The sequence below is a fragment of the Geobacillus zalihae genome, from assembly GCF_030414215.1.
Taxonomy (GTDB): domain Bacteria; phylum Bacillota; class Bacilli; order Bacillales; family Anoxybacillaceae; genus Geobacillus; species Geobacillus zalihae.
The window spans coordinates 1,798,523-1,812,799 of record NZ_CP129217.1 but is presented as its reverse complement, the minus strand read 5'-3'; the positions used below and the strand labels follow the sequence as shown (position 1 = coordinate 1,812,799).

The window sequence follows — 14,277 nt, the reverse complement described above, 5'->3', positions numbered from 1 at the left end:
GTGAAGGAGGGGTTTTTCTGTCTAAGCGTTCGATCACTTCACTCGTTGCCGCGCTGTCGCTCGGCATCGGGCTGTGGGCATCTCCGGCGGAAGCGCCGAAAGCGGCTAACGCCCCCGGCATTCCGGCTGTGAAGCAAGGGGGACCGGTCGATTTTGCGATTGCCAATGAGGAAAAGCTGGCGGAAATGTTGAAACGGAGCGGAAAGCTTCGCGCTGATGCGACTCCTGCTGAGGTGGAACAAGCAGTGCGCGACTATTTGCGGCAAAAGGCGATTCATATGCCGCGAGGAAAAGGAGAATTATACGATAAAGAGGCAAAGCGCGCCGAGGCGATGCAGGACGGACAGCAGACAAATGGCGTGCTGAACGGGAAAGGGAAAAAGCTCGGACAATCGAAAACGGCTTCCGTGCCATCCGTCAAGCCGGAGCCATGGAACGGCGGCAAGCGGGTCGACCGTGTACTCGTTTTGCTCATCGAATATCCGGACTTTCCGCATAACAACATTCAGCCAACTGAAACGGATATGTATTATAAAGATTATACACGCGAACATTATGAAGATATGATTTTCGGCGGCGATGACGGCTATTACGATGGGCCGAATGGCGAGAAGCTTATCTCAGTAAAAAAATATTATGAAGAGCAATCAGGCGGCAGCTATTCCATTGAAGGAAAAGTGGCAGGCTGGTATCAGGCGAAGTATCCGGCTAAATACTATGGCGGAAATGTACCGGCGCCGGATGGCAATGACGCCAATCCACGGGCGCTTGTGCGCGAAGCGCTGGCGGCAGCCGCCCAGGACCCGACCATTGATTTGCGTGAGTTTGACCAAGAGGATCGGTATGATTTGGATGGCGACGGCAATTATCGCGAACCGGACGGTTTGATTGACCATTTAATGATCATTCACTCCAGCGTCGGAGAAGAATCGGGCGGCGGTTCGCTCGGCGGCGATGCCATTTGGTCGCACCGCTGGAATTTAGGATCGGTGTACCGCATTCCGAATACGACGACGGATGTGCCGTATTGGCGCGGTCAACTGGCGGCTTACGATTATACGATTGAACCGGCTGACGGGGCGGCGGGGGTGTTTGCTCACGAATACGGCCACGATTTAGGGTTGCCGGATGAATACGATACGATTTACTCCGGTTTAGGCGAGCCAGTTGCCTATTGGTCGATTATGTCAAGCGGAAGTTGGGCGGGACGCATTCCGGGCACCGAGCCGACCGGCTTCAGCGCCTGGGCGAAACAGTTTTTGCAGTCGACAATGCCCGGCAGCAACTGGCTGAGCGGAACGACCGTTGAGTGGAACGAAGTGACGCAAAACGGTGTTGAAGTCGTGCTCGATGAAGCGAGCACGAAAGGGACGAACAACGATGCCGTGCGCATCAATTTGCCGAAAAAAGAGACGGTCGTCACTATTCCGCCAAGCGGTGCGTATGCATATTTCTCCGGCAGTGGAAACAACTTAGATCATACGATGTCAACGACGATCGATTTGACGGGAGCGTCCAAGGCGACGCTGGCTTTTGATACATGGTATGCGATTGAGAAAGACTGGGATTATGGGGCGGTAGAAGTAAAACCGCATGGCAGCAACGAATGGACAACAATTCAAGGAAACATTACGACGACCAACAATCCGTACGGGCAAAACCCGGGCAACGGCATTACCGGTACGTCAAACGGCTGGGTGAAGGCGGAATTTGACTTGTCGGCCTATGCAGGACAAACGATTGACCTTCGCTTCCATTACATCACTGATGTAGCGGTGTCGGAAGCTGGGTGGTATGTTGACAACATTCAAGTGACGGCAGATGGCGCAGCTGTGCTTGCCGACGGCGCCGAAGGGGACAGCTCCTTTGTGATGACCGGCTTTGAAAAGAGTAATGGTAAGCGATACTCGGATCATTACTATTTGCTTGAATGGCGCAACCACCGCGGCGTCGATGAAGGGCTCGCCCATATTTTGCGCGGCGGCCGGCTCCTTTCGTACGATCCAGGTCTTGTCGTCTGGTATGTAGATGAAGGCTATGACAACAACTGGACGGGCGTCCATCCGGGCGAAGGGTTTCTTGGCGTTGTGGATGCCGACCAGCATACATTGAAATGGTCGGGCAACACGACAGCGTCGACTCGCTATCAAGTGCACGATGCGGCGTTCAGCCTGCAAAAAGGAGCCTCATTCCGCGTGGCGATCAATGGCTCACAGCTGATCGACAACGATACATCGCCGACGCCGGTGTTTGACGACAGCCGGTCGTATGACAATAAAGGGGCCGTTGACGCCGGCCGGAACGTGCCCAACTATGGCCTAAAAATCCGCGTCATCGGTGAAAGCGCTGACCGCACGGCAGCGCGCGTGTTGATCTACCGCTGACAACCTCCAAAGGCGCACGGAACATTTCCGTGCGCCGAGCATTTGTCGACACGGTTTGTCATCCCTTCGTCGAATTTGTTGATTTTTCTTTCCCCCTTTTTTCCGCTTTTTCCGTTTATAATCATAAGTAGGATTGGATGAGAAGGGGGAACAAACAGAATGGAATGGTATGAACAGCTGTCGGCGTGGATTGCCGAGAAGCAGCCGGTGCGTGTAAAAACCTATCAAGGGGAAGTGGTCGTGCTGCCGGTTAAGCTGTATCAGGACACCCGCAAATTGTTCGTTTACAACCGTCAAATGCGGCTGATGAATATTCCGTTGGACCGGATCATTTCCGTCGAGCCGACGCGCATCATCGGTTCCTTTGACCGTCGGGGAGAAGAGGTCATGGTACATACTCGTTGAACGGAGGGCACGCGTCTTTGGGCGCGTGTTTTTTGATGGTGGTCGGCTGTTTCTGCCTGCGGTCTGTTCTGTTGCGCTGGGCGCTATACCCAATGAAGGCGGCATTCGCGTTGCGATGTGCCAGGGAGCGGAATGGTTTTTGTTGCATAGGCAAAGACCATCTTTTAGAATGGAAAGGACGAACGACTGACCATAAGGGGGAAGGGACATGCATGGCAAACGGATTGCCTTGTGCGCGTCACGCAAACTGGACGAAATGACAACGCTTATTGAAAAGCAAGGAGGAACGGCCATCATTCGTCCGGCGCAAGGGACCGTCTTTTCAAAGGGAAGCGAACTGGGAGAGGAAATGCGAACCGTCATCGCCATGCGGCCGGACTGGATCGTATTTACGACGGGAATCGGCTTTGAGGCGCTGTTGGAAGCGGCCGACCGGGAGGGAATGGCTGCCCAATGGCATCGAACGATCAAGGAAGCGAACGTGGCTGCCCGCGGCTATAAAACGGTGGCAGCGTTGAAACAAATCGGCGTCACTCCGGTGGCAGTAAGCGAGGACGGGACGACGAAAGGGTTGATTGCTGCTCTTTATGGGCACGACTTTGCGGAAAAAAACGTTGTTGTACAGCTGTATGGCGACACTGCGCCAAGGCTTCGGCAATTTTTCCTTGAGCGTGGCGCGTCCTATACGGAACTACTTCCATACCGGCATGTCGCTCCGGATGAGAAGACGCTTGAGACGCTATACAATGAAGTTGTCGGTTGTGAGGTCGATGCCGTCTGTTTTACATCGGCGATGCAAGTCCGCTTTTTCTTTTCGTTCGCCCGCGAGAAAAAAGAGATCGCACCGCTGCTTGACGCGTTTCGCACCGATGTCGTGGCCTGCGCCGTTGGCAAAGTGACAAAAGAAGCATTGGAAGAAGAGGGAGTCGATCGCGTCATCGCCCCGGAACATGAGCGGATGGGAGCGATGATCGTGACGCTCGCTCGGTATTTTGATGCCCAAGCCCTTTAGGGGGCTTTTTTGTTTTATATAAATTGTTTATCCTATTATATAAAAAAACCCTTTATTTTAACGTGTTATATTACCCTGTTTAATAAAAAATTGAAACTGTTTATTTTTTTGTAACAGTTTTCCAACCATTTTTCGTTTATCATGAAAATGGAGGAATCGATGATGCATTCATTTTGCCATATGGGAGGCCCTGAAGGGGTGAAACTATGCGCTGGCTTGGCGCAATTAAAACAAGAGCACGGCCCGTTGCGCGCCCAAATGGAGCAGGTGCTCGCCGCAGCGGAAGCGATCGGCCAAGGGGCGGATGACCGCAACTGGCGTGGGCCGCTCGCCGATTTGAGGGAAAAAGTCGAATCGTTCGTCGCCGTTTTAGATCCTCATTCGGAGCGGGAAGAAGGCGTATTGTTCCCGATGATGGCCAAGTACATCGGGCGGACGACCGGCCCCATCGCCGTCATGGAATACGAACATGAACAGGCGAAAGCGCGTCTTTCGATGTTTTTGGAAAAAACCGCCCATTTGCCGGAAACGGTGGACCGCGAACAGGCGTTAACGCTCGCCGGCGCGGTGGTTGAGGCGCATCATATTTTGGATGAGCATTTCATGAAAGAAGAAAACGTGCTCTTCCCGATGGCCGAGCGGCTGTTGTCGGACGGGGAGAAAGAGGAGCTGTTTGCACGCATGAACGAGTGACGATGGAATGGAAAACGGGACGCTTCTTTGTATGGAGCATCCCGTTTTCTTCATGGCACGCGGATGAGTCGGGTTGGCGCCGGTCCGTGACGGAGAGGGACGGGAGGCGGATGAACGGCATCCCGTTTTTCGTGATAACGGTCTTGGTTGGGGACTTTATGCTGCCTGACATCCGCTTACTGGGCGCGGTCAAGCGAGTCGACGGATTTGGGCATCCGCTTTCGGTAGACGACGTAGCTGCGCTGCAAGTAGCGGAGCGGAAAGCTGAATACGTGAACGAGGCGGGTGAACGGCCAGACGGCGAACAAGCCAAACGCGGCGAGAATATGGATTTTGAACCAAAGCGGGACCGTTTCCATATAAACCGGGTCCGGGCGGAATGTGAGAAGGCCGCGGAACCATGGACCGATCGTCGTTCGGTAGTCAAAGCCATGTGAGTTGACGTTCAGCAATGTCGATGATAACCCGCTGGTGATCACGACAAGCAAAAATCCGAGCGCGACCCAGTCGCCGGTGCTGCTTGTCACCCGTACGCGCTTGACCGTCAAGCGGCGGCGAAAAAGGATCACGAAACCAGCGAGCGCCGCCAAGCCGGCCGGAATGCCGCCTGCCAAGGCGAGGGCGTGGTACATCTCTTCTGTCACGCCAAGCGCTTCGTAAAACGGCTCGGGAATGAGAATGCCCATCACGTGGCCGACAAACACGAACAAAATGCCCCAGTGGAACAGAAGGCTTCCAAGGCGCAACTGCCGTTTTTCGAGCAGTTCGCTTGATTTTGATGTCCAGCCAAACTGGTCGCGCTGGTAGCGCCAAATATGGCCGGCGACAAATAGGACAAGCGCCAAATACGGAACAATCACCCAGAGAAATTGGCTGGCCATGCCGTTGCACCTCCTTTCGGGAGCGGCGTCACGCCGAGTTGAGTGAATGTGTGATTGAGCGCGTCAAACAGCTGTGCATACGGGCTGCCTGCCGCTGCCAGCCGGTCGCCGATTTCGCGGATATGGCCGGCATAATCGGCGAGCAAGGCGGTCGTATGCTCTTGATCTGCATAGGCCATCCATTCAAGCATGAGCGGCAAGTAGTCGGGCAGCTCGTGATCGGAGACGGCGAATCCGGCCGCTTCGTAGCGCGCTTTTAAGGCGACGAGTTCGATTCCGCGCTCCCGCTGCTCGCCGTTTGTCATATACGTCAAGTACAAATTTGTTTTTTTGCCGAAATCGAATGTTTCGACATACTGCTCCATCCGCTGACGGGCTGGGATGAAGTTGATTTGTTCGGCAAACGCCAAAAGCGGTGCGCGAACGGCCTCATCGTCAAGCGAGCGGATGGCGTCTAGGCAGTCAGGAAGCGATTGGGCCCACTGTTCGTCCGGGTAAGACAACAAATACGATACACACAAAAAGACCGTTTGCTGTTGTTCGCTGTTCATCGTAAATCCTCCATTTCATTGTTGAAGGGGGCGGGAGCCCATACCCGTCAAGTTAGCGGTATAAAATTTTTAAGACGATACTCGTGTTCATCCCCGCAGTGAATGATGTGGATCACATCCATTATTGGGCATACCAAATACCCCTCCAGAAGAGGGGTATTTGGTATTTATATCCATATCTAATTCTACCATATCTCTAATTTCGTTAAGATATCTGATGCCGTTTCTTCCCCTTTCCTTCGACCTTTCTTGGCATGTTTTCGTAACAGGGAAAGGAGAGAGAAAAGGTTGATTTCCGCCATATGCGAACGCAAAAGCAACTGGTGCCAATACGATTGGAGAAGATCGAGCGCTTTCCGTTCACTGATTTCAATGTCTTCCTTTTGATGCCAATACATCCGAGCTTGAAACAGAAACGTCTGGGTGACCAAAATGGCAATCAACGTCCCGTATAAATGGCATTCGAAACGTTCTTTTTTCATCTCCTTGACTTTCTCCAAATCAAATACGGATTTCCAGGCTTTAAACAACAATTCAATTTGCCAGCGCAGGGAATAGAGCTCATAAACCTGTTGACCATCAAACGACTCTTGTGGTAAATTCGTCAGTAAGATGTGGTATTTCTTTTGTTCGAGGGTTTGGCGTGCCAGCGCCTTCCCTTTTCTTTTTTCCTTTTTCCGCACATACGCCATCCGTTTTTGCCATTCTTCCGCCGTCAGACGGCGGAAAACCAACCGTGGAACATACAAGCGTTCATGTCCGATGTATACATGTTCCATTTCCACTGATTCCCCTTCCTCTAATTGATTCCCAAGGGATTCCCAATCCCATTCCTTCCACTGGCCATTCTCCTTGATATACACTTTCATATCGGAACGGAGCCGAGTAATATCATACGCTCCGCGGGCGTCGATCTCGGCCAGTGCGGCAACGGAGAAAAAGCCCAAATCCCGAATACATAGGTCATTCGGTAAAATCGTATGCTGGGCATGATAGGCAAAACGAGCGTCCGAGTCATTGGCCGATTGAACGCATAGCTGAAGGCAGGCGCCGGATAACAAGTCATATTCAAACTGAATTTTCACCCCCGACGAAACGGAACCTCGATAGTCTTCCCCATAGTCAGCGGGAACCAAAAAGCTGGTTGAGTCCAAAATCCGCAGGCGGGTAAAACAAGTTCGATAGGTCTCCATGGCTGACAAAAGCAATGGACGTTGATGCAGGAGGAGAAGGAAAAACACTTCTCGCAAAAATGCCACGGCCCGATCGGTAAAACGCTGATTCAAGCCTTCGCTTGAAAGGGAACAGCCATGCCAGAGCGTCAAGGCCGCACACAACCGCTGAAGCGACTGTTTGGCCAGTGAGCCATCTCCCCATGCACAGAGAGTCAGAAAGGCTTCCGCCGTTAACGAACGCTGCCGCCGGATAAAGCCTGTTTTCCGTGCGAGACGGGTTAATTCTTCGGGAGAAAAGAGTTGACGAATGGTTTGAACCCATGCTTTCATTTGTTTTTCCATGAAAAAAATCCTTTCTAACGTGGAGTGTTCGTTAGAAAGGATACCATGTTTTTGACGATGCACAAAGACCAAAATTCTTAACTTGATGGGTATGGGGCGGGAGCCCCGCCTTCTCCCTTTACAGCGTGCCGCAGGCGCCCGGGCCGCCGGCGAACGCCAGCCCGCAGCTGCCTTGTTCCGCGTACAAGTCAGCGACTTCTTCGCGGTGCGATGCTGGAATGACGAACCGGTCTTCGTATTTGGCGATCGCGAGCAGGCGGTACATCTCTTCGATGTCTTCGCGGCTTAGGCCGAGCGATTCGACGAGGCGGATGTCCGGCTGTTTGTTCGTTTGTTTCGCCCGCATGTATGAGCGCATGGCCGCCATTTTTTTCAACGTCGTACGGATGTGCGCCGTATCGCCCGCCGTCAGCAAATTCGCCAAATACTCGATCGGAATGCGCATGTTGTCAATCGCGGGGAAAATGTCATTGGCGCTGGCGCTGCTTCCTTTTCCTTCGATTGTATTGATGATTGGGCTAAGCGGCGGAATGTACCATACCATCGGCAGTGTCCGGTATTCCGGATGGAGCGGCAAGGCGATTTTCCAGTCGACGATCATTTTGTAAATCGGCGAGCGCTGCGCGGCGGTGATCCATTCGTCCGGAATGCCGGCTTCTTTCGCGGCGGCGGCGACGGCTGGATCGTTTGGATCAAGGAAAATATCAAGCTGGGCGTGGTACAGCTGTTTCTCATCTTCGACGCTCGCTGCTTCTTTGACTTTATCCGCATCATACAGTATGACGCCGATGTAGCGAATGCGGCCGACGCACGTTTCCGAACAAATCGTCGGCATGCCGGCTTCGATGCGCGGGAAGCAGAGCGTGCATTTTTCCGCTTTGTTCGTTTGCCAGTTGAAATACACTTTTTTGTACGGGCAGCTTGTGACGCAATACCGCCAAGCGCGGCAGGCGTTTTGGTCGACGAGAACGATGCCGTCCTCGTCGCGTTTGTACATGGCGCCTGACGGGCAGCTTGAGACGCATGACGGATTGAGGCAATGCTCGCAAATGCGCGGCAAGTACATCATAAAGACGTTCTCGAATTCTGCCTGAATGGACTGCTCCATTTTGACGACGTTCGGGTCGCGCAACCCTGTGACGTGGGCGCCGGCCAGGTCGTCTTCCCAGTTCGGCCCCCATGACAGCTCCATCCATTCGCCGGTGATGCTGGATTTCGGCCGCGCCACTGGCTGGTATTGTTTTGACGGGCTGTTCGTCAACGTTTCATAGTCGTAATTCCACGGTTCGTAGTAATCGTCGATCGTAGGCTGGTACGGATTGTAGAACAAGTTGACGAGCCTCATCGCTTTCGAGCCGGATTTGAGCCGCAGTTCGCCGTTTTTCAACTCCCAGCCGCCTCTATACTTCTCTTGGTTTTCCCATTGTTTCGGATAGCCGATTCCGGGTTTCGTTTCAACGTTGTTAAAGTACATGTATTCAGCGCCGGGGCGGTTCGTCCATGTGTTTTTGCACGTGACGCTGCACGTATGGCAGCCGATGCATTTGTCCAAATTCATCACCATGCCGACTTGCGCTTTCATCTTCAAGCCAATCAACCTCCTCGAGTTTGCGGATGACGACGTACAGGTCGCGTTGGTTGCCCGTCGGTCCGTAATAGTTGAATCCGTAGCTTAACTGTGCATATCCGCCGATCATATGCGTCGGCTTTACGTGGATGCGCGTCGGGCTGTTGTGTGTGCCGCCGCGGTTGTTTGTCAGCTTCGTGCCCGGCACGTTAATATGGCGGTCTTGCGCGTGGTGCATAAACGCCATGCCGCGCGGCAGCCGGTGGGAGACGACGGCGCGGGCGACGACGACGCCGTTTTCGTTGAAACATTCGATCCAGTCGTTGTCGTTGATGCCGGCTTCGGCCGCATCATCTTTGTTCATCCACACGGTCGGCCCGCCGCGGAAAAGCGTCAACATCGGCAAGGAGTCGAAATACATGCTGTGGATCGACCATTTGTTATGCGGCGTCAAATAGTTCAAGATGACTTCCTTTCCGTTTTCTTTCGGGCGTTTGTTTGAAAACGGACGGTGCGGCAACACCGGCTTGAACGTCGCCATCGTTTCGCCGAACTCGTGCATCAGTTCATGATCGATGTAAAACGACTGCCGGCCGGTCAACGTCCGCCACGGGATGAGCCGTTCGACGTTCGTCGTAAACGGCGAGTAGCGCCGCCCGCCTTTTTCCGAGCCGCTGAACGCCGGCGAGGTGATGACCGTTTTCGGCTGGGCGGTGATTTGTTCAAACGTAAAGCATTCTTCCTCGCGTTCTTTCGCTAAATCGGCCAATTTCAAATCCGTCTTTTTCTCAAGCGCCTCCCACGCTTTGACCGCCATTTTTCCGTTTGTAGTCGATGACAGCGTCAAAATCGCTTCCGCCGCTTTTTTCGCTTCGCTGATATCCGGGCAGCCATCGGCGACCGAGGCGCGCCGGACAGTGCCAAGCCGGCGTTTCAGCTGTTCGTACTCGTCTTTCGCCGACCAGGCAATCCCTTTTGTGCCGATCGGCTGGCGGGCGACGTTCGGACCCAGGGCGGTCATTTGATCGTAAATGAGCGTATAGTCGCGCTCGATGACATGAATGTTCGGCATCGTTTTGCCCGGAATCGGTTCGGTTTCGCCTTTGCTCCAGTCTTTCACTTCACCGAACGGCTGCGCCAGCTCTTGCGCCGTATCGTGCAACAGCGGAGTGGCGACGACTTCTTTCATTGGCTTCAAGCCGGCTTGTTTCGCGACATCGGATACCGCTTTCGCGAGCGATTTGAAAATGTCCCAGTCCGAGCGCGCTTCCCAGAGCGGGGGCACCGCCGGGTTGAATGGGTGGACGAACGGGTGCATATCGGTGCTGCTTAAGTCATGTTTTTCATACCAGGTCGCCGCCGGCAGGACGACATCGGAGTAAAGAGCCGTTCCCGCCATGCGGAAGTCTAGGTTGACGAGCAAGTCGAGCTTGCCTTCCGGCGCTTCGTCGCGCCAGCGGATTTCTTCCGGGCGCAGGCTGTCTCGGTCATCGTTTAACAAGCCGTTCGTCGTGCCAAGCAAATGTTTTAAGAAATATTCGTGCCCTTTGCCGGAGCTTGAAATTAAGTTGGCGCGCCAGACGATCAAGTTGCGCGGGAAGTTGGCCTCATCGTCCGGGTCTTCAATGGCAAACTGCAGCTTTTTCTCTTTCAGCTGTTTCGCGACATAGGCGCCGATTTCTTCCGGTGTGCGGGCGCCGGCGTGAACGGCTTCGTTGTACAGCTCGATGCCGTTTTTGTTAAATGTCGGGTACGACGGCAGCCAGCCGAGCCGCGCGGCCAAGACGTTGTAATCGCCAGGATGCAAGTAGCGCGCTTTTTTGGCCAGCGGCGAGACGAGTTCGTCGACCGGCCGCTCTTCATAGCGCCATTGATCGGTCGCAAAGTAAAAGAACGACGTGCCGTTTTGCAATTTCGCCGGTCCGACCCAGTCGCGCGCCATGGCGATTGTCTGCCATCCTTCCGCTGGGCGCAGTTTTTCTTGCCCGACGTAATGCGCCCAGCCGCCGCCATTCACCCCTTGGGCGCCGACGAACAAGACAAGGTTCAAGACGGCGCGGTAAATCGTATCGGAGTTGAACCAATGGTTGATCCCGGCGCCGACGATGATCATGGACCGGCCGTTTGTGTCGATCGCGTTGTCGGCAAACTCGCGGGCGATTTTGACGACGAGATCCCGCTTGACACCGGTGATCGCTTCTTGCCATGCTGGCGTGAACGGCACCTCGTCGTCGTACGAGCGGGCGACTGTGCCGCCGATGCCGCGGTCAATGCCGTAGTTGGCCAAAACCAAGTCATAGACGGTCGTGACATACACGTCGCCCGCTTCGGTGTGCACTTTTTTCACCGGCACAGCACGCTCGATTGTTTTTCCACCGTCATCCGTGAAATATGGCAACTGAATCGGGAAGATTCCATCTTCGCTGCCTAAAAACGACAGGCGCGGTTCAATGGGCTGCCCCGTTTCCTCGTCGACGAGGCGCAAGTTCCATTTCCCCTTATCCTCCCAGCGGGCGCCGATCGTTCCATTCGGCACGACAAACGAGTCGGTGTTTTCATCATAGATGACCGGCTTCCATTCGGCATTGTTCGTTTGTTTGCCAAGGTCTTTCGCCAACAAGAAGCGGCCGGCCGTCCATGTGTCTCCCTCTTGTTTTAAAGTGACGACAAATGGAAAATCGGTATACGTTTTCGCATATTGTTCAAAATACGGGACGGTCCGTTTGACATAATATTCGTTTAAAATAACATGTCCCATCGCCATCGCCAAGGCGCCGTCCATTCCTTGTTTCACCGACAGCCAATCGTCGGCGAATTTTGTCGACTCGGCGTAATCCGGGCTGACGGAGACGACTTTCGTGCCGCGGTAGCGCACTTCGGCTAAAAAGTGAGCGTCCGGAGTCCGGGTGAGCGGGACGTTCGAGCCCCAGGTGATGATGTAGCCGGCGTTGTACCAGTCGCTTGACTCCGGCACGTCCGTTTGGTCGCCCCAAATTTGCGGCGAGGCTGGCGGCAAGTCGGCGTACCAGTCGTAAAAGCTTAACATCGGCCCGCCCATCAGCTGCATGAAGCGCGATCCGGCGGCATGGCTGACCATCGACATCGCCGGAATCGGCGAGAAGCCGATGTTGCGGTCCGGTCCGTATTTCACAACCGTATACAATAAGGAAGCGGCGACAAGCGTCAACGCTTCGTCCCAGCTGACGCGGACAAACCCGCCTTTTCCGCGCGCCTGTTTGTAGCGTTTTGCTTTTTCGCGGTCTTCGACGATGCTTTTCCACGCTTCAAGCGGATTGTTCGGATGAGCCGCGAGCGCCTCGCGCCACATGTCAAGCAAAACGCCGCGCACGTACGGGTATTTGACGCGCAACGGGCTGTACATGTACCATGAGAAGCTCGCGCCGCGCGGACAGCCGCGCGGTTCAAAATCCGGCATATCCGGCCCGGTTGACGGGTAGTCAAGCTGCTGCCCTTCCCACGTGACGATGCCGTTTTTGACATAAATGTTCCAGCTGCACGATCCTGTGCAGTTGACGCCGTGAGTCGAGCGGACGACTTTGTCGTGCTGCCAGCGGCGGCGGTAGGCGTCTTCCCAGGCGCGGTCGCCGTAAGTTGTTTCACTGTGGCCGTCGGCTTGGCGCTCAATCGGCCGAATATATTTGAAACGGTTGGCAAGCGGGGATCGTTTTCGTTTCATTTTGTTCAACTCCTTTACGCGTTCTGTACTTTTAACAATAACCATGATGCCAATAACACGATGTTAACTTTGTCACACTTCGCGGCATTGTCACAAATTCGTCAAAGAAACGAACAAATATTCTTTTCTGTGGTATAATGGGGAAAACGATAAAAGTTTGAGGGGATTTCGTTGCGATACTCCAGCCATGTCATTGCCACATTATGCCTCGGCGCGGCGGCGGCCGCGCATACAAAGCTGCCGTTTACCGCCGCCTATACGGCGGGGCTTGTCATCGGCAGCCTTCTTCCTGATATTGACGAGCCGTCGTCATACGTCGGCCGCCGTTCGTTCGGCGTCGCCGGCAAAGTGAAAGAAGCGTTCGGCCATCGCGGCATGACGCATTCGCTCATCGTCTGGGGGGTGCTTGCCGCCCTCGTCTGGCGAGATTCGGCGTCGCCGTTTGCCGCAGGGCTTGTGCTCGGCTACTTGTTTCACATTGTGGAAGATTTTTTTTCCGTCCAGGGAGTGCCGCTGTTTTGGCCATTTTCGTCCAAGCGGTGGAAAGTGCCGCTCTATCGGACGGGAAAAGGGGTGGAAAAAGCATTAGTTGGCGTTGCTTGGATCGGGTTCGTTTATTTTGGATTCAACGGCTTGTTTCACGAATGGTGGCGGTCATGGTTGTCGATGTGGTAACGGCGCCCGATAAAAAAAGATAAAAAAAAGGAAAAAAGAGGCGCGGCGGCGAATATGGTGAAAGAAACGAATTGACTAGATAAGGGGGAGAGGAAGATGAGCGAACAATACCCGGTGCTCCCTGGCGCCGAGCCGTTTTATGCCGAAAACGGGCCGGCCGGGGTGCTGCTCGTGCACGGGTTCACCGGCACGCCCCACAGCATGCGCCCGCTCGCTGAGGCGTATGCGAAAGCCGGCTACACGGTCTGCCTGCCGCGCTTAAAAGGGCACGGAACGCATTATGAAGACATGGAGCGGACGACGTTCCACGACTGGATCGCCTCGGTCGAAGAAGGATATGAATGGCTGAAAAAACGATGCCAAACCATTTTTGTCACCGGTCTGTCCATGGGTGGGACGCTGACGCTTTATATGGCGGAACGTTACCCGTCCATCCGCGGCATCGTCTTGATCAATGCGGCGATTGACATTCCGGCCATTCGCGCTGGGATGGCGGCCGGGGGTGAGCTGCCGAGGTATCTGGATTCGATCGGTTCGGATTTGAAAAATCCGGATGTGAAAGAGCTGGCGTACGAGAAAACGCCGACGGCTTCGCTTCTTCAGCTGGCTAGGCTGATGGAGCAAGTGAAAGGCGAACTGGAACGTGTGACATGCCCGATTTTAATTTTCGTCTCGAACGAAGACCATGTCGTGCCGCCTGAGAACGCGGACATCATTTTTCGCGGCGTCCACTCGTCAGACAAAGAGATCGTTCGGCTGAAAAACAGCTATCATGTTGCGACACTTGATTACGACCAAACGACGATTATCGAACGATCGCTGGAATTTTTCGCTAAGCATGCGGATTGAGTGCGTCTGTTCTGAGCCTTGTCCTGTCAAAACAGGGCAGGGCAAT

General features: G+C 54.2%; 10 protein-coding genes and 1 pseudogene. 6 read left to right on the top strand and 5 right to left on the bottom strand.

Annotated elements, in window-relative coordinates; genetic code table 11:
• The first annotated feature begins 17 nt into the window (after positions 1–17).
• The 4 genes from QWV57_RS09245 (at position 18) to QWV57_RS09230 (ending at position 4,494) form a co-directional block, all read left to right on the top strand.
• On the top strand, positions 18–2,384 hold the full coding sequence (locus QWV57_RS09245) for an immune inhibitor A domain-containing protein (RefSeq protein ID WP_060788106.1): 2,367 nt from the start codon (positions 18–20) through the stop codon (positions 2,382–2,384).
• A 159-nt stretch (positions 2,385–2,543) separates the two neighbouring features.
• Positions 2,544–2,789, top strand: a complete 246-nt coding sequence (locus tag QWV57_RS09240; protein ID WP_060788105.1) for a hypothetical protein — start codon at positions 2,544–2,546, stop codon at positions 2,787–2,789.
• Between the two features lie 208 nt (positions 2,790–2,997).
• Complete coding sequence (locus tag QWV57_RS09235; protein ID WP_015374922.1) at positions 2,998–3,801, top strand: uroporphyrinogen-III synthase; 804 nt, start codon at positions 2,998–3,000, stop codon at positions 3,799–3,801.
• A gap of 162 nt (positions 3,802–3,963) precedes the next feature.
• Positions 3,964–4,494: a hemerythrin domain-containing protein gene (locus QWV57_RS09230; RefSeq protein WP_015374921.1), complete on the top strand. Its 531-nt coding sequence runs from the start codon at positions 3,964–3,966 to the stop codon at positions 4,492–4,494.
• Between the two features lie 176 nt (positions 4,495–4,670).
• On the opposite strand, the gene narI is transcribed toward QWV57_RS09230, so the two are convergent.
• From narI to QWV57_RS09205, 5 genes and pseudogenes are all read right to left on the bottom strand, one after another.
• Positions 4,671–5,375, bottom strand: coding sequence for a respiratory nitrate reductase subunit gamma (gene narI, locus QWV57_RS09225; protein ID WP_015374920.1), 705 nt, complete (start codon positions 5,373–5,375; stop codon positions 4,671–4,673).
• Entirely contained in the window at positions 5,351–5,926 is a 576-nt protein-coding gene (gene narJ, locus QWV57_RS09220; protein WP_060788103.1) for a nitrate reductase molybdenum cofactor assembly chaperone, read from the bottom strand. Before narJ ends, narI begins: the two co-directional genes overlap by 25 nt.
• A 185-nt stretch (positions 5,927–6,111) precedes the next feature.
• Complete coding sequence (locus QWV57_RS09215) at positions 6,112–7,443, bottom strand: IS4 family transposase (RefSeq protein ID WP_190300095.1); 1,332 nt, start codon at positions 7,441–7,443, stop codon at positions 6,112–6,114.
• Between the two features lie 118 nt (positions 7,444–7,561).
• Entirely contained in the window at positions 7,562–9,031 is a 1,470-nt protein-coding gene (gene narH / locus QWV57_RS09210; protein WP_060788102.1) for a nitrate reductase subunit beta, read from the bottom strand.
• Positions 9,024–12,707 (bottom strand): annotated as a pseudogene (locus QWV57_RS09205) (nitrate reductase subunit alpha); the annotation flags it as partial. The gene narH and the pseudogene QWV57_RS09205, both read right to left, overlap by 8 nt.
• Positions 12,708–12,878: 171 nt before the next feature.
• Here QWV57_RS09205 and QWV57_RS09200 point away from each other — a divergent pair.
• Together QWV57_RS09200 and QWV57_RS09195 are read left to right on the top strand one after the other, a co-directional pair.
• Complete coding sequence (locus QWV57_RS09200) at positions 12,879–13,382, top strand: metal-dependent hydrolase (RefSeq protein WP_015374917.1); 504 nt, start codon at positions 12,879–12,881, stop codon at positions 13,380–13,382.
• A gap of 96 nt (positions 13,383–13,478) precedes the next feature.
• Positions 13,479–14,231, top strand: a complete 753-nt coding sequence (locus QWV57_RS09195; protein ID WP_015374916.1) for an alpha/beta hydrolase — start codon at positions 13,479–13,481, stop codon at positions 14,229–14,231.
• The last annotated feature ends 46 nt before the right edge of the window (positions 14,232–14,277 follow it).

Excerpts from the sequence above, each read along its gene's own strand:
- narJ (WP_060788103.1), bottom strand. The coding sequence starts at position 5,926 with ATGAACAGCGAACAACAGCAAACGGTCTTTTTGTGTGTATCGTATTTG.
- QWV57_RS09195 (WP_015374916.1), top strand. The coding sequence starts at position 13,479 with ATGAGCGAACAATACCCGGTGCTCCCTGGCGCCGAGCCGTTTTATGCC.
- QWV57_RS09230 (WP_015374921.1), top strand. The coding sequence starts at position 3,964 with ATGCATTCATTTTGCCATATGGGAGGCCCTGAAGGGGTGAAACTATGC.
- narI (WP_015374920.1), bottom strand. The coding sequence starts at position 5,375 with ATGGCCAGCCAATTTCTCTGGGTGATTGTTCCGTATTTGGCGCTTGTC.
- QWV57_RS09235 (WP_015374922.1), top strand. The coding sequence starts at position 2,998 with ATGCATGGCAAACGGATTGCCTTGTGCGCGTCACGCAAACTGGACGAA.
- QWV57_RS09215 (WP_190300095.1), bottom strand. The coding sequence starts at position 7,443 with ATGGAAAAACAAATGAAAGCATGGGTTCAAACCATTCGTCAACTCTTT.
- QWV57_RS09240 (WP_060788105.1), top strand. The coding sequence starts at position 2,544 with ATGGAATGGTATGAACAGCTGTCGGCGTGGATTGCCGAGAAGCAGCCG.